17 protein-coding genes and 1 riboswitch are annotated in these 19,202 nt (G+C 43.3%); of the genes, 6 read left to right on the top strand and 11 right to left on the bottom strand.

The annotated features are described in order from the left end of the window. Nucleotides 1–103 precede the first annotated feature (103 nt). From CDO84_RS02520 to mneS, 9 genes are all read right to left on the bottom strand, one after another. A complete protein-coding gene (locus CDO84_RS02520) occupies nucleotides 104–907 on the bottom strand; it encodes a DUF6574 domain-containing protein (protein WP_040083965.1) in 804 nt (267 codons plus the stop codon). A gap of 210 nt (nucleotides 908–1,117) precedes the next feature. Next, nucleotides 1,118–2,440: a hypoxanthine/guanine permease PbuG gene (gene pbuG / locus CDO84_RS02515; protein ID WP_040083966.1), complete on the bottom strand. Its 1,323-nt coding sequence runs from the start codon at nucleotides 2,438–2,440 to the stop codon at nucleotides 1,118–1,120. 134 nt (nucleotides 2,441–2,574) lie between these two features. Next, nucleotides 2,575–2,676: riboswitch (purine riboswitch) on the bottom strand. A gap of 147 nt (nucleotides 2,677–2,823) precedes the next feature. Then, nucleotides 2,824–4,290 (bottom strand): DUF4179 domain-containing protein, encoded by a 1,467-nt coding sequence (locus CDO84_RS02510; protein WP_040083967.1) that lies wholly within the window; start codon nucleotides 4,288–4,290, stop codon nucleotides 2,824–2,826. Continuing rightward, on the bottom strand, nucleotides 4,272–4,805 hold the full coding sequence (locus CDO84_RS02505; protein ID WP_017695646.1) for a sigma-70 family RNA polymerase sigma factor: 534 nt from the start codon (nucleotides 4,803–4,805) through the stop codon (nucleotides 4,272–4,274). Before CDO84_RS02505 ends, CDO84_RS02510 begins: the two co-directional genes overlap by 19 nt. Nucleotides 4,806–4,914: 109 nt before the next feature. Beyond that, complete coding sequence (gene guaA, locus CDO84_RS02500; protein ID WP_040083968.1) at nucleotides 4,915–6,456, bottom strand: glutamine-hydrolyzing GMP synthase; 1,542 nt, start codon at nucleotides 6,454–6,456, stop codon at nucleotides 4,915–4,917. Between the two features lie 162 nt (nucleotides 6,457–6,618). Further along, nucleotides 6,619–8,832, bottom strand: a complete 2,214-nt coding sequence (locus CDO84_RS02495; RefSeq protein WP_040083969.1) for a transglutaminase TgpA family protein — start codon at nucleotides 8,830–8,832, stop codon at nucleotides 6,619–6,621. A gap of 21 nt (nucleotides 8,833–8,853) precedes the next feature. Continuing rightward, on the bottom strand, nucleotides 8,854–10,050 hold the full coding sequence (locus tag CDO84_RS02490; protein ID WP_040083970.1) for a DUF58 domain-containing protein: 1,197 nt from the start codon (nucleotides 10,048–10,050) through the stop codon (nucleotides 8,854–8,856). Then, on the bottom strand, nucleotides 10,050–11,012 hold the full coding sequence (locus tag CDO84_RS02485) for an AAA family ATPase (protein ID WP_040083971.1): 963 nt from the start codon (nucleotides 11,010–11,012) through the stop codon (nucleotides 10,050–10,052). The genes CDO84_RS02490 and CDO84_RS02485 overlap by 1 nt, the downstream gene beginning before the upstream one ends. A gap of 150 nt (nucleotides 11,013–11,162) precedes the next feature. Further along, entirely contained in the window at nucleotides 11,163–12,035 is an 873-nt protein-coding gene (gene mneS, locus CDO84_RS02480) for a manganese transporter MneS (protein WP_040083972.1), read from the bottom strand. Between the two features lie 398 nt (nucleotides 12,036–12,433). On the opposite strand from mneS, the gene gabP reads away from it, so the two are divergent. The 6 genes from gabP (at nucleotide 12,434) to CDO84_RS02445 (ending at nucleotide 17,423) form a co-directional block, all read left to right on the top strand. Next, on the top strand, nucleotides 12,434–13,843 hold the full coding sequence (gene gabP / locus CDO84_RS02470) for a GABA permease (protein ID WP_014663046.1): 1,410 nt from the start codon (nucleotides 12,434–12,436) through the stop codon (nucleotides 13,841–13,843). 151 nt (nucleotides 13,844–13,994) lie between these two features. Beyond that, nucleotides 13,995–15,536, top strand: a complete 1,542-nt coding sequence (cotA, locus tag CDO84_RS02465) for an outer spore coat copper-dependent laccase CotA (protein ID WP_040083973.1) — start codon at nucleotides 13,995–13,997, stop codon at nucleotides 15,534–15,536. 206 nt (nucleotides 15,537–15,742) lie between these two features. After that, the gene (locus tag CDO84_RS02460) at nucleotides 15,743–15,991 is read left to right on the top strand and encodes a DUF4003 family protein (RefSeq protein WP_433997292.1); all 249 of its coding nucleotides are present in this window, start codon (nucleotides 15,743–15,745) and stop codon (nucleotides 15,989–15,991) included. Then, nucleotides 15,973–16,788, top strand: coding sequence for an alpha/beta fold hydrolase (locus CDO84_RS02455; protein WP_014663043.1), 816 nt, complete (start codon nucleotides 15,973–15,975; stop codon nucleotides 16,786–16,788). Before CDO84_RS02460 ends, CDO84_RS02455 begins: the two co-directional genes overlap by 19 nt. An 82-nt stretch (nucleotides 16,789–16,870) precedes the next feature. Then, nucleotides 16,871–17,080 (top strand): cold-shock protein, encoded by a 210-nt coding sequence (locus CDO84_RS02450; RefSeq protein ID WP_003234008.1) that lies wholly within the window; start codon nucleotides 16,871–16,873, stop codon nucleotides 17,078–17,080. 184 nt (nucleotides 17,081–17,264) lie between these two features. After that, nucleotides 17,265–17,423 carry a hypothetical protein gene (locus tag CDO84_RS02445; protein ID WP_040083974.1) on the top strand — a complete coding sequence of 53 codons (159 nt, stop codon included), beginning with the start codon at nucleotides 17,265–17,267 and terminating at the stop codon, nucleotides 17,421–17,423. Between the two features lie 32 nt (nucleotides 17,424–17,455). Here the strand turns inward: CDO84_RS02445 and CDO84_RS02440 are convergent, their stop codons facing one another. Next, nucleotides 17,456–18,502 carry a PD40 domain-containing protein gene (locus CDO84_RS02440; RefSeq protein WP_040083975.1) on the bottom strand — a complete coding sequence of 349 codons (1,047 nt, stop codon included), beginning with the start codon at nucleotides 18,500–18,502 and terminating at the stop codon, nucleotides 17,456–17,458. Nucleotides 18,503–18,567: 65 nt separating this feature from the next. Next, on the bottom strand, nucleotides 18,568–18,939 hold the full coding sequence (walM, locus tag CDO84_RS02435; protein WP_004397746.1) for a cell wall metabolism protein WalM: 372 nt from the start codon (nucleotides 18,937–18,939) through the stop codon (nucleotides 18,568–18,570). Nucleotides 18,940–19,202: the final 263 nt, after the last annotated feature.

The raw sequence follows: 19,202 nt of genomic DNA, 5'->3' as shown, positions 1-19,202 counted from the left end.
CCCATCATACACGGGTTAATCCTACAAATCAACTATGTTTTTTAGATATATTTGTAAAAAGTGTGACATGAAAAAACCGGCTGCTTTGAGCCGGTTTTTTACATTAAAGCGGAATCAGCGATGCCGTGAAATATTCAGAAATAAATGGCCAAGTCACTGCCGTAAACAGCAGCGCTATCCCCACCACAGCCAATACACAATAGATATAATCAATCGGTGCATCTTCTGCCGCCTGGTACACCCGCTGTACATACAGCGCGATGATAAAAAAGATGGAAAACAGGATCAGCACCGTAAACAGAACTGTCAGCATTGGGATATTCACAATCGCAAAGATCAGCCATATAATTGAAACAGCTATCACCGGTACAAGCAATGAACCCAATACGGCAGCCGCTTCTCTGAACGTCACCTTCTGCTTCATCATGTAGCGGGAGACAGCCCATATAGCAAAGACCATTACCGCGAAAAAGATCAGCAAATACACTAGAACAACTAAAAACCCGTCATAGAAAGCATGATGGCGTTCTCCGAAACCGAGCGGCCGGTTCCAGCTCGCCTTTAACTGAAACCAGTTCCCAATTGAAAAGATCACACTGAATATAAGCATTGAAATCAGACCGTACTTATAATGAGAAAAACCATCCGCTATGACGGTTTTCGCCGGTGATTTTAAAATCGAGAATGCAAAACCGCAGTATCTGTTGATGGCTGCCCATACAGACGCAAGCTTGTCTTTAACAGCCGATTCACCGCGTTCCTGGCGCGGTTTCTGCTTTTGTTTTTGCTTCTGCTTGCTTTGGCGGCTTGCCTTTCTAGACATTCTCGATAGCGGTTCTTCATCTGCATCTATTCTTTCACTCTGGTTAATTTCTTCTTCAAACGTTTCTTTTCTTTCTTCCGTCATGTCAGCAACTCCTATCAAAAAAATACGGCGGAATACCATTCAGCAAGAAAATAAAACACTTATATAAGGTACCGAAGCCTTCCTGAACAGTCAAGTCATTTCCATTTAAGTAAAGCATGGCTTCACATCTACATGACGGTATATCGTATGAAATGGTTTTATCTTTTGCAACAAAAAAACCAGCTGCACCGGCAGCTGGTTTTTCATTCCTTATTTTAAGAAGATAAAGTACAGGACAAATACAACAAACAGCCCGTACATGATTGGATGAACCTCTTTGGCTTTTCCTTTGCACACCATCGTAATCGGATAGAAAATAAATCCGATGGCAATACCAGTTGCAATGCTGTACGTTAACGGCATCATGATCATGGTAAGGAAAGCAGGAACGGCCACCTCGAACTTATCCCAAGCGATTTTGCCAAGCGGCGCCACCATCAATGCACCAACAATAATAAGCGCCGGCGCTGTTACATTTGACGTGACGACCGATAGGAGCGGCGAGAAAAACGTAGCCAGTAAAAAGAGAATCCCTGTTACAATTGCGGCAAATCCTGAACGGGCACCCGCAGCGACACCTGAGCTTGATTCCACGTAAGAAGTTGTTGTAGACGTACCAAGCACGGCACCGATCACAATCGAAGATGAATCAGCTAAAAGCGCACGCCCCGCTCGCGGCAATTTGTTTTCCTTCATTAAACCAGCTTGTGTTGCCACAGCAACAAGTGTACCAGCTGTATCAAAAAATCCGACAAACAAGAATGTTAAAATAACGATCAGCATTTGTACGGAGAAAATATCCGGAAGGTGAATCCACGCTTGTCCGAAAGTCGGCGCAAGGCTCGGCACACTGCCGATGATTTGAGTCGGAACCGGGACCAAACCGAAAATCATGCCGGCAACCGCTGTTAACAGCATCCCGATAAACACGCCTGCGTTCACGCGAAGCACCATTAAAATAACCGTGACAATCACACCGAAAATGGTTAACAGCACAGGACCGCTGTGAATGTTTCCGATCGTGACGAGCGTAGAAGGATTTGCAGTAATGATTCCTGAGCCTTGTAAGCCAACGAATGTAATAAACAGGCCGATCCCCGCACCGACTGCCAATTTCAGCTCAGGCGGAATGGCGTTGATGATTTTTTCACGAAAACCTGTTAAAGAAAGAGCAACGAAAATAAGACCTGAAATAAAAACACCAGACAAAGCTGCCTGCCATGAAATGCCCATACCAAGGACAACAGAAAACGCAAAAAACGCGTTCAGCCCCATACCGGGCGCGATGGCGATCGGATATCTCGCTATTAATCCCATTAAGATACAGCCTGCTGCAGACGCCAGCGCTGTCGCCGTAAAGACCGCACCCTGGTCAATTCTCAGCGCCTCCGGAAAATCTTTCACGCTGTCCAAAGCAAGCGTAATCGGATTGACGAACAAAATATATGCCATAGACAAAAAAGTCGTTAATCCGCCAATGATTTCATTGCGATAGCTGGTGCCCAGCTCATCAAACTGAAAATACTTTTTCAAGCTATTTGACTCCCTTCACTCTTTGCTATTTATCCTGCCCTGAAATCGCCAAATAAAAAACGCCCCAATAATTTTGGGACGCTTGACTACAGACGGATTTCAGTTCGAATAAATAAACGTGTTTTATTTATATCAAACGAAAGAAATGTTTACGTAGTCAAGCCATTTACGGTAGCTTGGTAGAGACTTGCGAGCCATATCCCCGCGATTATACGAATTCATCTTATTTGATTTCTGTGTCTATTGTACCAAGTTCATTTTGAATTGACAATATAAACAACGAACATTACTTATTAAAAAAATTGGTTTATTCGTCTATTGACTAAATTGGTAACAGTGATAAAAACCGTATGTATGGCAACATACGGCTTTTCAACTTATGATTATTTTTTTTCGGTAGGCTGACTCACCTGATGCACTGGTACAGTAAACGAGAATGGCTTTAGTTGAATCAGGTGATTTAAAACGCCGTTATCAATATACAGACCATACTCATTAAACTCAAAATGCTTTAAAGATAGCTTATCATTATAATCATCATCCAGTTCAAAAGTAGATACCATTTCGGCTGTTTTCATATTTTTCACTTTAGCTATATTTCCTTTCAAATAATAACCTTCTTCATACTCACCTACTGGATCAGGCCAAGATTGCATTTTTTTTATATCACCAAGGCCAATCGTTTCACCGATATTCACTAATTTATTTTCGTCCACGCTTGAGGTATCAATTCCAGTGAAATGGTAATGAACCAATACTTTCTTTCCTTTTTGGTTAATGTTGTTGATTTCAATCCCTATGTTTTGATGGTTTGTTTCTGAAACATGAAATGGCATCTCTGCATTTAACGGGATAATTTCACTGCCCTCTGCCTCAGATTTAATATCAGCTATTAATGTTAGCTTTTTCGCTTTTGGATTAATTGGTGATTCTAACTGTGTTTGTCCTTTTGCTCTAACCGTTCTCTCGTTTACTTTTTTGCGGTCTCCCAGTTCGATGTTTGACGATGTCATCTCATATGTGTTTCCTAAATCATCTTTGACTTCGTTAATTTCAACCGTATCATGTTTTGCTACGCCTTGATAATCGATTGTAAATTGAAGGACAGATCCTAGCTTACCATTCTCCACTTGAATATTGGAAAATTGATAACGATTGTGATGCACTGATACCACTTTTGAGCTTTCTAAATAACTCGCATTCTTTTTGGTAATAGGCAGTTTGAATCTCCAATTTCCCGGTATTTCATTGATATGAGTCATCACAAAGGGCACGGTATCCCCATTCTTTATTTCTGTCCCTTTTGTATAAAGCCTTAATTGACCAGCATATTGTTTGTTATTTAATTTTTTGAGCATTAAGGAATCGTAGTTGATTGAAAAATTATTATTAAAACTCGCTTTGCTCACATTATAACTTAGCTCTTTTTTATCAGACTGGAGGTTATCAACGGTAAAGTTATACACAAGCTGCCCGGCATCGTAATAGGAGCTGTTTACAGATACAGTGATTCCCCTTGACTCAGCTTTTTCATTTAAAGCTGTGACCAAATTGCTTTCAAACAATGATAGGCCAACTTTATCTTGAAACTCCTTATAAATTTGGCCGACAATGGGTATGCTCCCCATCGCTTTGTTTACAGAAGGCAGAAAAAGACCGGACGTTAAATACAGTATACCTACCACAGCAGCAACAGCGATTCCATTTGTAATAGTTCGTGCCCATTTAAAACGGCGCCTTGTGTTACTCACATTTTCAGCACGAACAACAGCTTGATGTATTGCTTTTTTTAGCGCTGTCTTAGGCACTTCAATGTCATCAAATATCTGCTTCATTTGGTGTTTGTCCATTTGTTTTGATCCTCCTTTTCCAGCTCCTGTTTCAATGCTTTTCTCGCTCTATGTAAATGGGTTTTAATTGTGCCTTCTGCCATTCCTGTTTGTTCAGCTATCATTGAAATCGAATAATCTTGAAAATAATAGAGCTGTATCGTGAGCTGAACATGTTCATCAAGTAAATCAATCGCATTTCGCAAGTCTATGTATTCCTCAATATTTGCTTGATTGGTTCCAGCATCATGATGTTTCTCAAACGGAACCAAATCTCCTTTCTTTTTATTCATGGCAAAAATGGTATGAATCAATATTCGAGTAAGCCACGTTAAAAAATACTTTGGCTCTTTTAGTTTTTCTATACTGATAAAAGCTTTATAAGCTGTTTCCTGTACAGCATCAAGTGCATCTTCTTTATTTCTTAAATAAAGATAAGCGGTTTTATATAAAGTTTCCTGATGTGCCAGCATAAGCTTTTCAAAGGCCCGAGCATTTCCTTTTCTCGCCTTTGTAATCAATCTTTCTTCCTTCACCTTATCCACCTCCTATGTTGTTAGATACGAAAACTGCCGAAACGGTTTCAAAAAGTTAACAAAAAAACGCCCCTTTTGAAAAAGGGACGTTTTTCTCATTGTTATTTACTTATTCCCACTCAATCGTCGCAGGCGGCTTGCTTGTAATATCGTACACCACGCGGTTAATGTGCTTCACTTCGTTTACGATACGTGTCGAAATGACTTCAAGCACATCCCACGGGATACGCGCCCAGTCAGATGTCATGCCGTCGATTGATGTAACGGCGCGGATTCCGATTGTGTAATCATATGTTCTTGCGTCACCCATAACACCAACGCTGCGGATGTCAGGAAGAACCGTGAAGTATTGCCAGATATCACGCTCTAAGCCGTGATTTGCAATTTCTTCACGCAAGATTGCATCTGATTCACGAACGATTTCTAGTTTTTCTTCTGTTACTTCGCCAAGAACGCGGATTCCGAGTCCCGGTCCTGGGAACGGCTGGCGCCACACGATTTCATCCGGAATGCCGAGCTCTGTGCCAAGCGCGCGCACTTCGTCTTTGAAGAGCGTGTTTAACGGCTCGATCAGCTCAAACTGCATGTCTTCAGGAAGCCCGCCGACATTGTGGTGAGATTTGATCGTTTGCGCCGTTGCTGTACCGCTCTCGATGATATCTGTGTAAAGCGTACCTTGTGCAAGGTAGTCGATGCCTTTGAGCTTGTCCGCTTCATCATCGAATACGTAAATGAATTCATTACCGATGATTTTGCGTTTTTGCTCAGGGTCAGAAACGCCTTTTAGTTTATTTAAGAATCGATCTTGTGCGTCTACTTTAATCACGTTCATGTTAAAGCCTTCGCTGAATGTTTTCATAACACCCTCAGCTTCGCCTTTACGGAGAAGACCATGGTCTACAAAGATACAAGTCAGCTGGTCGCCGATCGCTTTATGAATCAAAACAGCAACAACAGAGGAATCAACGCCGCCGCTTAGCGCGCAAAGAACCTGTTTGTCTCCGACCGTTTCACGGATTTTTTGCATTTCGATTTCGATAAAGTTCTCCATTGACCATTCGCCTTCGCATTCGCAAACACCGAATACAAAGTTTTTCAGAAGATCATTGCCGTATTCAGAGTGGCGCACTTCTGGGTGGAACTGAACGCCGTACCATTTTTTGTCTGCTTTGCTCATTGCTGAGTTCGGGCAGTGATGGCTTGTCGCATCAACAGTGAAGCCTTCAGGAACTTCTACAACCAAATCGCCGTGGCTCATCCAAACCACTTGTTCATTCGGAAGATCTCTGAACAAATCAGGTGTGCCTTCGATGTGGATGTTTGCTTTTCCGTATTCACGCTGGCTTGCCGCTTCAACTTTACCGCCAAGGTAATGAGTCATCAGCTGCATGCCGTAGCAAATTCCCAATACAGGAATATCAAGCTCGAAGATTTTCTCGTCACAGCGGAAAGAGTTTTCATCATACACACTGTTTGGACCGCCGGATAAAATAATTCCTTTTGGATTCATTTTTTTAATTTCTTCAGCCGTCAATGTATGTGGATGCAGCTCGCTGTATACACCGAATTCACGGATACGGCGTGTAATCAGCTGGTTATACTGACTGCCGAAATCAAGGACAAGAATCATTTCATTCACTAACTTTGTCATGGTTGTCACCTAATCTCCTCTAAGTTTTTTGACACAGAAAAAAACGAGGACAGATATGAAGCTCGCTCCGCCCTCTTTGGCAAGGCCGTTTGCCGGAGTCAGGCCAACTCGCTCCCAGACTCCGATAATATTCACTAATTCTAACAACACGTCGATAAGTGGTCAAGACCATCTTCTTTTAATTAAATTTTCCCATAACTCTCTCGAATCATTCCATAGCGCCGAAGAATCTTCATTTCTGTAAAGCGCCCTTTCATAGCTTAATGTCAGCTTTGACATGTCTTCTATGTCGTATTTTTCATCGATTCGTTTCGCATAATCACGCAGCGTTTCACTGTCTCGTTTCGGCAGTCCTTTTCTCTTCAGTTGTTTCAGCAGTGCGCCATATGCCTCAAAAAACGCGTGCTGATCGCTGCGCCGCTTCAATTTCCTCACAGCGAAAACAGGAATCCATAACGAACGGAAAGCATACAGCAATACCGCTGCCACCAGGAGGACTGCAAGAACCACAAGCGCAGCATACCAGCCTGCACCGGCATTTGTATGCGAAGCGGACGGCTTTTTAGAAACAGCTGGCTCCCGTTTTTCCTTTGGCTTTACCTCTTTTTGCGGCTGTTTTTTCTCTTCTTTCTGTTTCTCTTTTGTTTTCTTCGGCGAGCTGCTGTTATCGCTGCCAGAGTCCTTTGTTTCAGAAGAAGTAAATTGAGCCGGATTAGTAAACCCTTTAGTCGGCTCAAATGTAACCCAGCCCTGTTCCGGGAAATACACCTCTACCCAGGAATGGGCATTGTTATTTGTCACTTCGTAGATGCTGCCATTTTTGTTTCCTGCTTCTTTGTATTCGCCGGACGTATAACCCTTTACCCAGCGGGCCGGAATACCGGCCGAGCGCAAGAGCACCACCATGGCGGAAGAAAAGTTATCACAATAACCCATTTTCGTTTCAAACAGAAATTGATCGACATAATCCTCATCATTCTTAGGAATGGTCACTTTTTCTGTTTCATATGTGAACGCATTTGACCCTAAATAGTCCTCAACCGCTTTCACCTTATCAAACATATTGTCGTGATCCTGAGTCAGTTTGATCGCAAGGGTTCTCACCCGCTCTGGCAGTGAATCTGGAAGCTGCATGTAGCGATCGCTGAATGTGTACTCCTCACTGTTTTTTCTCACTTTTACCTTTCTCAGTTCATCCAGCTTATAGACCGGGGAATTGTACGCTACTTTATAATTCCCCATATTTCTGATTTCACCGGCTTGTTCACTGATCGGAGAAATTTGCTCCGTGTTGCCGTTCATTTCAAGTGAGACAGCCTGCTTTGGCTGAATGGTGACCGCACCAATCGGATACATCAAATGGTTGTACCCATAGTGCTTATCAACCTTTACACGGACTGTGCGGCGCTCTGTTGCCACTTTATGGTCAAACCACAGATTTTCCACTTTTCCTCCGCTAAGCTGATATGACATGCCTGTGTCTGTTTCAACCCAGCCTTTCCCGGTATACGTATCCTTCGTTTCCACACGGAAATACGTCCGCTCTTTTCCCTGCCATGTAAAAACAGGTGTAGCATCCTGCTGGAACGGTCCGCCGAGTGATTCATCATGATTCCCGTATCCGATTTTGCTTTCTCCTGCAGACACGCGGTCTTGATGAGTGATTTTTTTAAGAAAAGGCACCGGATCAGGCCAGGCTGGATCTGATTTTGGAGCGGCGAGTCCGAATCCCACTGCAGCCAAAACCAATACAGATAAAGGAAGAAACCATTTCAGGACAGATGTTTTTGGCAGTGTGATTCTTTCCATTAGCTTAATGCGTTCTAAGTATAAAAGGCCCAGCATAAAGAAGCCGATCAGCACGATACGGATGACGGCAAAAGTGGCATCATATGGCGTAAAGGTATCAAGAATCGTAATATACGCTACTGTCATCATAAAGAAAAACAAAATTCTTCTCTGGTAAATCACCCAATAATGCAGGAGATAGACCAGCAGCCACAGCAGCACAAAAAACAGCAGGGTCCGAAAAGAAGGAATCATATCATTCCATTGCCCTGATTGAATCAGCGTGATATTCAGATAGACATCCTGCAAAAAAGAGCTGACCCAGCTCAAGTCGAATATAGATCCTTGATAAAACAGGATGTGTATCGAGAGCAATGTAAATAAGATACAAAAAGGAACGGTGACAAACCACCTCATCCGGAAAAAAGTCAGCAGAAACGTCAAGCCGATAAAGACAATAAAAAACCCCGTATGTTTCGTTTCAGTAAAACTGTTGAGCGGCCTGAGCCACTCCCACAGCAATAAAAAAGCCAGAAAATAAAATAACAGCAAGCTCAAACGGCTTCCCTTCTGATCATCGTGCGGCATGTGAACCCGTCACCTCTCTTTCTAAACAACACGCGAAACTCGTCCGCCCCTCATGACCTGAACTCTGATTTGGCGTTTCATCAAGCGTTCAATCACGATATTTTCAGCTTGAGAAAGCTCAGCATCTTTCTCTTTTGCCAGTATCACCGTAACCCGGCCGCCTCCGATTTCTGCGAGGTGCAGCAGATCTTCCGTTACCTGTCCCGTGACGACCACTTGATCGGCTTGGCGAACAGATGGCTTTCCCAGCTCCTCCCGTACATATCGGCTTATCAGGTCAGCCGCATCACAATGAACCACTGCTAAATGCCGAAGCATGTGCTTAAAATGCTCATCCCCTTCCTGAATAGGGAAAATGTTTTTTTCCTTTCCGACGGAAGCCAATCCTGCGCCCGCTCCGTTTTTTAAAACAGAATAAAGGATCGAAGCAGTCGCTGAAACGACCTCTTCGAATGCTTCAGAGGGAAAACGGTCCATCAGAAGAAACAGATTTTTGCTTCGGGAAGGTTCAAATTCCTTCGTCATCAGCTGGCTCCGCCGTGCAGAAGTCTTCCAATCTAATGCAGCAAACCGGTCTCCCGGCTGATAATTCCGCACACTTGCTGCGACTGAGGAATGGTGCTGATGAATAGGAGAAGAACCGCTTACACCGTCTTCCTGATGCCTCTCATTCACCTGATAGGAAAAACGCTGAAAGGATGGGTAAACAAACAGGATATCTCCCAGCTCAAAAAATGCTGTTTTTTCAATCAATCCAAGAACATCTCCGGTTCGCACCCTGACAGCATGAAAGTGATGCTCTCCGCGCGGTACCCGATCTAATTCATACGACATCGTCATACTTCGTTTAAACCAAGGAAAAACGAGCCGTTTGGCCGCGGCTTCGTCTCGCTTCAAGGACTCAATTCCTTCTGGCAGGCAATCTTCAATCACCATATACATCAGGGGAAACGGCAGCTTCCGTCTCAGCGTAATCGTCACGCCCAGCCTGTCCCCCGCATGCAATTGTGTTTTATCCATCTGCCGTGAAGCCTGAAATGAGCGGAGCGGATACAATGCCAGCAGCCCGGCATACAAGACAAAAGGGAAAAACGCGTAAAACAAAAACCAGCTGACAAAGCCGCCCTGAAACATCGCATAAGAAAAAACAGCAGCCGTCAATAAAGTTAATATTATCAGCTTCCAACCATATACAAGCCATTGCCAATTCTTATTCATCAGCGGACCGACGACCTTTGAACCGGCACCTTCACAGCTGACATGATCTCCCCTACGATCGCTTCTGCCTGAATCCCTTCAAATTTTGCCTCAGGATGAAGCATCATCCGGTGCGGCAGCGTGAAAGGAGCTAAATATTGAATATCATCCGGGATGACATAGTCGCGATGATGCAGCAGCGCGTAGGCCTGTGCCGCTTTCATGAGAGCGATTGAGCCGCGCGGACTGACACCTAATTGAACAGAGGGATGCTGTCTCGTTTTCTGCACGATTTCAACGATATATTCTTTAATACTGTCATCGGCACGGACATTTTGCACTTCCCGCTGCAAACGGATGAAATCTTCTCTAGTAATAACCGGCTCAAGCGTCTCAATCGGATGGCTTTTTTCCTGAAGAGATAAGACATCAAGCTCTTCATTAAAGGACGGATAACCCATCCGAAGTTTGAATAAAAAACGGTCAAGCTGGGCTTCCGGCAAAGGATAGGTCCCTTCATATTCGACCGGGTTTTGCGTTGCCATCACAAAAAACGGAGCGGCAAGCGGCATCGTATGGCCATCTACCGTTACGCTTCCCTCTTCCATCGCTTCAAGCAAAGCCGACTGTGTCTTCGGAGAAGTACGGTTGATTTCATCGGCCAGCACGATATTTCCCATAATCGGACCGGGACGATATTCAAATTCCATCGTTTTTGCATTATAGATAGATACCCCTGTTACATCAGATGGCAGCAAATCCGGAGTGAATTGGATTCTTTTGAAATCGGCGCTGATTGACTTCGCCAGCGCGCGGACCATCATCGTTTTTCCGACTCCGGGTACATCCTCAAGCAGCACATGCCCTTTGGCAAGAAGTGCTGCCAAGCTGAGTATGGCGATGTCTCGTTTTCCAACCATTACTCTATTAATATGTTCAACTGCTTTCCCCAGCAAAGGATGCAGGTCTTCTTGATATGCCATTCTTTTCCTCCTATTTATCTACAAAATTCATCATATCGTAACCTAACTTTACCACAAAAAGAGATTTGTATAAAAAAACGATTCTAGCAAATTGTTTCCAACCAAGCAGGAGAAATCACGCAAAAAAGCTTCCTGTGACAGGAAGCTCCATTATTTTTGTTCCAAAGGCTCCATATGAACATGTGAATAGTCAATTGCATGCTCCTCCTTCATCCTCCGCTCAATTTCATTGGCTATATCGTGGCTTTCCGTAATATTTAAATCTGCCGATACCTCAACCACCACATCAACATGAACCGTACTGCCCAAGTATCTTGCTTTTATGTCTTTTAAACGGCTCACACCGGAGATTTTTTCAATCGTCTGTTTATAAGCTGAAATGTCCTTTGTATCGAATCCATCTGTCAAAGAGTGAGATGACTCTTTAAAAATATCCCATGCGGTCTTGCAAATGAGAAGACCTATCACAAACGCAGTGACCGTATCGATCCAAGCCAGATGGAATTGAGCAGCCACAATGCCGATAAACGTGCCGATACTGACGAACGCATCTGATTTATTATCAGCAGCCGCAGCAAGGAGCGCCTGGCTCTTTACCTTCTTGGCCAGCCTTTTATTGTACTGGTAAACGATCAGCATCAGTACTGCCCCGCCTGCTGCCGTCCAAGCCGCGATCATATCCGGCGTCTCTTGCTTAGCAGAAAAAATAGATTCTCCGGCATTGAACAGCACTTGCAAACCGACAACCATCATAATAAAGGAGGCGATAAGCGATGCAATCGTTTCCGCCCGAAAGTGGCCGTATGGATGATCTTCGTCAGGAGGTTTTTGAGAGATGCGCAGGCCGATCAGAACAGCAACAGAAGCAATAATGTCAGTTGTGTTATTTAACCCGTCTGCCGTAAGTGCTTCCGAGTGAAAAAAATAACCGATGATCAGTTTAATCGCAGAAAGGACAAGATACGCGGCAATACTGATCAGCGCCCCGGATTCGCCTTTTTTCAATTCATCATACCTCTCCATACAAAAACCTCCTCTCCGCTCACGTTTTCCTATGATTATCATACAAAGCTGAACCGCAGTGGGTCTACAGAAACATGATTCACCTGCCACAGAAAAATAGTGAGGATGGAACACTTTTTCTCTAATCCAATTTATTGTGACTCTAAAAAGCCCTTTAAACCTAATGAAAATCTACACATTAGCGATCCTTAGAATTGGAAATATCAAACAAACTTGCAAAAGTGAATTATAAACGAAATATTCATTCCTATATTTTATGAAAGCGCAAACAAATCACTACAAATTTGAAATAAAACGTTATATTTTCTCACATGAATTTTCGACAAACTGTATATTTATGATAGAGTTTCAATTATCATAATATTCAGTAATGATTTCATTCTTAAAGGAGGTAACTTATGAACCAGTCTCAACCAGGATTAAAAAAAGAATTAAAGACGCGCCATATGACAATGATTTCGATCGCCGGCGTCATCGGTGCCGGGCTATTTGTAGGCAGCGGTTCAGTGATTCACTCGACCGGTCCCGGTGCGATTGTTTCTTACGCGTTGGCCGGATTATTGGTGATTTTTATTATGAGAATGCTCGGTGAGATGTCTGCCGTAAACCCGACGAGCGGATCGTTTTCTCAATACGCTCACGACGCCATCGGACCGTGGGCAGGATTTACAATCGGCTGGCTGTACTGGTTTTTCTGGGTGATCGTTATCGCGATCGAAGCCATTGCCGGCGCTGGCATTATTCAATACTGGTTCCATGATATTCCGCTCTGGCTGACAAGTTTGATTTTGACGATTGTGCTCACCCTGACAAACGTCTACTCCGTTAAGTCTTTCGGTGAGTTTGAGTATTGGTTCTCCCTCATTAAAGTTGTGACCATCATTGCTTTTCTAATCGTTGGTTTTGCCTTTATTTTTGGCTTTGCACCGGGCAGTGAACCAGTCGGTTTTTCGAATATTACAGGCAAAGGCGGGTTTTTCCCGGAAGGCATCAGTACTGTACTGCTCGGCATTGTCGTTGTCATCTTCTCTTTTATGGGAACTGAAATCGTTGCCATTGCAGCAGGAGAAACATCCAACCCGATCGAATCTGTGACAAAAGCAACCAGATCCGTTGTATGGCGTATCATCGTCTTTTACGTGGGCTCAATCGCCGTTGTTGTGGCGCTCTTGCCATGGAATTCAGCAAATATTTTAGAAAGCCCTTTCGTCGCTGTACTTGAGCATATAGGAGTGCCGGCAGCCGCACAGATCATGAACTTTATCGTCCTCACAGCCGTACTCTCTTGCCTGAATTCAGGTTTGTACACCACATCCAGAATGCTATATTCACTTGCAGAAAGAAACGAGGCGCCGCGCCGTTTTATGAAATTGAGCAAAAAAGGCGTTCCCGTACAAGCTATTGTAGCCGGAACATTTTTCTCTTATATCGCGGTCGTAATGAACTATTTCTCACCGGATACTGTCTTTCTATTTTTAGTCAACTCATCAGGCGCAATCGCTTTGCTCGTCTACCTTGTCATCGCTGTTTCCCAGCTGAGAATGCGGAAAAAACTCGAAAAAACAAACCCGGAAGCTTTGAAAATCAAAATGTGGCTTTTCCCTTTCCTCACTTACTTGACCATCATCGCCATCTGCGGGATTTTAGTGTCTATGGCATTTATTGATTCCATGCGAGATGAGCTTCTGCTGACAGGTGTCATCACTGGAATCGTTCTGATTTCTTACCTTGTGTTCAGAAAACGCAAGGTGGGCGAGAAAGTAGCTGCAAAGCCAGTCACACAGCAGCAGCCCGATATCCTGCCTTAACGCTGATCAAATCCTAAACGGCCTGCCGTTTAGGATTTTGTTATTTTCTTCATTAGGCAGTCTTCAGCACGAAGATTTTTTGTAACCATCACGTTCTTATTGTCATTAACTATAATACCAATTTGGAAAATTTAGATAAGGACAGATGAAAATGACACTTGAAAAATTTGTGGATGCTCTCCCAATCCCAGATACACTAAAGCCAGTGCAGCAATCAAAAGAAAAAACATACTACGAAGTCACCATGGAGGAATGCACTCATCAGCTTCACCGCGATCTCCCTCCGACCCGCCTGTGGGGCTACAACGGCTTATTTCCGGGCCCTACCATTGAGGTTAAAAGAAATGAAAATGTATATGTGAAATGGATGAATAATCTTCCTTCCACGCATTTCCTTCCGGTTGATCACACCATTCATCACAGTGACAGCCAGCATGAAGAACCCGAAGTAAAGACTGTTGTTCATTTACATGGCGGCGTCACGCCAGATGACAGCGACGGGTATCCGGAGGCTTGGTTTTCCAAAGACTTTGAACAAACAGGACCTTATTTCAAAAGAGAGGTTTATCATTATCCTAATCAGCAGCGCGGGGCTATATTGTGGTATCACGATCACGCCATGGCGCTCACCAGGCTAAATGTCTATGCCGGACTTGTCGGCGCTTATATCATTCATGATCCAAAGGAAAAACGCTTAAAGCTGCCTTCAGGCGAATACGATGTGCCGCTTCTTATCACAGACCGCACGATCAATGAGGACGGTTCTTTGTTTTATCCGAGCGCACCGGAAAACCCTTCTCCGTCACTGCCTAATCCTTCAATCGTTCCGGCTTTTTGCGGAGAAACCATACTCGTCAACGGGAAGGTATGGCCATACTTGGAAGTCGAGCCGAGGAAATACCGATTCCGTGTCATCAACGCCTCCAACACAAGAACCTATAATCTGTCACTCGATAATGGCGGAGAGTTTATTCAGGTCGGTTCAGATGGAGGGCTCCTGCCGCGATCTGTTAAATTGAATTCTTTCAGTCTTGCGCCTGCTGAACGTTACGATATCATCATTGACTTCACAGCGTATGAAGGAGAATCGATCATTTTGGCAAACAGCGCGGGCTGCGGCGGTGACGTCAATCCTGAAACAGATGCGAATATCATGCAATTCAGAGTCACAAAACCATTAGCGCAACAAGACGAAAGCAGAAAGCCGAAGTACCTCGCCTCATACCCTTCCGTACAGCATGAAAGAATACAAAACATCAGAACACTAAAACTGGCAGGAACCCAGGACGAATACGGCAGACCTGTCCTTCTGCTTAATAACAAACGCTGGCACGATCCTGTCACAGAAGCACCAAAAGCCGGCACAACTGAAATATGGTCCATTATCAACCCGACACGCGGAACACATCCGATTCACCTGCATCTGGTCTCCTTCCGTGTATTAGACCGGCGTCCGTTTGATATCGCCCGTTATCAAGAAAGCGGGGAATTGTCCTATACGGGTCCGGCTATCCCGCCGCCGCCAAGTGAAAAGGGATGGAAAGACACCATTCAAGCGCATGCGGGTGAAGTCCTGAGAATCGCGGCGACATTCGGGCCGTACAGCGGACGATACGTATGGCACTGCCATATTCTTGAGCATGAGGACTATGACATGATGAGACCGATGGATATAACTGATCCCAACAAATAACCCGACAAACCCGACAAACTTGCCTCTAGCAGGCAAGTTTTTTTCTTTATGAAACCTTTTCCTCAATTTATCGTATTACGTAAAAACTGCAAAAGGAGCTACTTTTTTTCTGAACACCATCTACACAAAACATTTCCATTTATGCTGAATGAAAATGAAAAGTTTCACACGATCAGATATTAATACTCATTTCCTCTGCATATATTGTGAATAAAAGAGAGTTTGATTTTCAGCGCTTTTATGATTTGAGCAGCGATATTAAATCAAACATCGGCAGCTTCACAACACTCAATACAAACACCGTTTTACTGTTGTTTCTATTCTGGACAATTCATTTTCAGCATCAGGCAAAACAAACATGTCATACTTTCATTGATGTATACAATGAAATGGTGCAGCCAGTCATACTCATGACGGAAACTAAGGGAGGAGAAATATGCCATACATCACATTAGAAGATCAGACACGCCTTTACTATGAAACACATGGGAGCGGGACACCGATCCTGTTTATACATGGGGTGCTGATGAGCGGACAATTTTTCCACAAACAATTTTCGGCGCTTTCTGCCAATTATCAATGTATTCGTCTTGATCTTAGAGGACACGGCGAATCTGACAAAGTGCTTCATGGACACACCATTTCCCAATACGCCCGTGACGTAAGGGAATTTCTAAACGCAATGGAGCTTGATCATGTCGTTCTTGCCGGCTGGTCAATGGGGGCCTTTGTCGTATGGGATTATCTCCATCAATTTGGGAATGATAACATACAAGCTGCTGTCATCATTGATCAATCTGCTTCCGACTATCAATGGGAGGGCTGGGAACACGGCCCGTTTGATTTTGACGGTTTAAAAACAGCGATGTACGCCATTCAGGCTGACCCGCTGCCATTCTACGAAAGCTTCATCCAGAATATGTTCGCAGAGCCGCCTGCCGAAACAGAAACAGAATGGATGCTGGCAGAAATCCTCAAACAGCCTGCCGCCATTTCAAGCACGATTTTATTTAACCAAACGGCTGCTGATTACCGCGGCACTCTTCAAAACATTAGTGTGCCGACATTGCTGTGCTTCGGGGAAGACCGGAAATTTTTCTCTACCGCAGCTGGGGAACACTTGCACAGCCACATTCCAAACTCGACACTCGTCACCTTTTCTAAAAGCAGCCATTGCCCGTTTTTAGAAGAGCCCGGCGCTTTTAACAGCACACTCCTCTCCTTTTTAGATGGGCTGACTGGAAAGTCATAAAGAAAAAGGAATTAGGAGATTAGGGAAAAGTATGAGACAATAAGAAATGTGCAGTAAAATACATGAGGGAAGAAGTGACTTTATGTCTTACTATAACAAACGTAATCAAGAACCGCTGCCAAAAGAAGATGTGAGTACTTGGGAATGCACAAAAGAAGACTGTAACGGCTGGACCAGAAAGAACTTCGCCAGCAGTGATACGCCATTGTGCCCTTTGTGCGGAAGTAAAATGGTCGACGGCATCCGTTCATTAGTGAATCTCCAAAACAACAGCCAAACAAAAACAAGCTAGTTCTTCCCTATAACAAACGCAGTCTCCTGCAAGCAAACAAACCCCGAACGGAGACAAAATTCTATATTTCAGAATAAAGCCTCTCATGGCAAGAGGCCAAAAGGAAAGAAGCCCAAAACTGTAAACGTTTAGGGCTTTTTTGTTTGTTTTAATGGTATAATATGGATACAAAAGGAGTGATAACGTGATCTCAAACCAGCAGCAAAAAGACCTGCAAAAAAGAGCTGCGTTCAAAAAGCTGAACCTTGCAATGAACTCTTATGTTGAACTTCTGTTTTTGTCGATACCACTAATCCATTTTTTAAAATGGCTCGGATCATTAGCCCGGCACCTTGTCCATTAAAAAACCACTCAGCCTAAGCCGAGTGGTTTTTATTAGTTGATCACAGAAAAGCTATTAATAATGCCGTTCGGATTTTCCCATACTTTTTTGAAGGTCTTATTTTCAAGGTTATAGGAATAAATCGTCCGCACCTTAGCTTCACGCCCTGTTTCGTCCTTCAGCTTTTTAGCCCCTTTGGCTTCGGCAAGAAAATAAATGTTCTTTCCATCCTTAGAGAACTGAGGCTGTGCGTCAATTAACAGCTTAAATGATTTTTGATTTGAGATGATGTTTTCATACTTTTTCGTATCCGCATTAAGCATCTGAATAGCAGCGGTTTGCTCCATTCCTCTCTGCGTATATGATGTAAATAAAATACGTTTATCATCATCAGAAACAGCAATATCGCTGATAAATTGTTTTAGGCTTTTAAGCTCATTAAATTCATTTTGACGGCCTTCCGCAAAATGAATCGTTGTCGGTTCAGGGTCAATGCCCTTTTCGTTTGCTTCATCTGTTTTCTTGTAGTCTTCTTCTACAGAATAATGAAGAAATGCAAATGAATCGTTTTTTTGGTTATAAAAGAAGCTGCTGACGGTGTCATCCTGATCATTAGCGGCAGGATAAATGTTTTTGTACTTCTTCGCTTTCAGATCAAAAGCGGCGATCCGGAAATTACTTTCGTCCGCTTTTCCTAAACGGAAATAGATGGTTGAACGGTCCTTTGATAAAAACAAACTGTCCGCACTCTCCGCGCCTTTATAAAGCATCGTCTTTTTATTAGACTTTAGATCCAGCCTAAAAAGCCTCATTTCATTCTGATCATTATTGCCCGTATAATAGAGCACCTGCTGTTTTTGATCCAAGGCAAATGCCGGATAGCTGGTCAGCTTTTCCTCATGGATCACCTTGTCATTTTCATAATACTTTGTCAGCAGATCCGTATCTGTAATGGAAACCAGCAGCTCATCACCGCTTTCGGTATTGACTGTCACATCAGCAGCCTTCTGATGGCCTTTATCCTTTGCAACATAAAACACAACCACCGCGGCAGCTGCCGCTATTATCACTGCTAACAATAATATGATTCTTTTTTTCATCTTTTATCTCCACCAATAGAAAAAGCAAGAATGTGACTTCTTGCTTTACAGATTATATATGTAAATTAATAGCTGTAATGCCCCGCTACCTTACCTTTGCTTAATGGATATCCAAGCGCTTTAAACGCTTTAGGGCTTACATCAAGCACCGCATTAGGCATTCTGCCAACATCATTTTTATAAACCGTAATCACCTTTTTAGGCTTCGCTTTTGCATAAGCTCTGATTTTTGTTCCGTTTCTAGGAACATCAAATCCGATCTTGGTCGCACAATCCCAATGTCCAAGTTTCTTACCTGAAGAGCCTTTTTTCCCGACTCCATTATACCAAGTAATATTTCCGTTCACATGTTTTGCACTGGCATCTGATGAAAAACTCAAAGCTCCCAAAGTACTTCCTACTAAGATAAAAGCGGCTAAAATGACTTTCTTCAACATTTCGTCCCCCTGTTTGTTAACATCTAGGAAGATTATACACGATCAACCAGCTATTTTTTATTTCAATATCCTTACAGTAATGTTACAAAGTCAAAAAAGTTACCTCTGCTAAAATAAACCATGGAAGATTATCCTATTATAATAGCGGTATTAGCGTTATAATTATTAATAGAGTAGTTGTCGCATTCAATATGAACGAACCATTACCGTATTGTTCAAACCAAATTCATAGCTATGTAAACGATTGATGCTCTCATATAAAG

Source organism: Bacillus sp. MD-5 (genome assembly GCF_002201875.1).
Taxonomy (GTDB): Bacteria; Bacillota; Bacilli; order Bacillales; family Bacillaceae; genus Bacillus; species Bacillus stercoris.
Note: the sequence above shows the minus strand (reverse complement) of the source record. Positions and strands in the feature narration are given on the sequence as shown.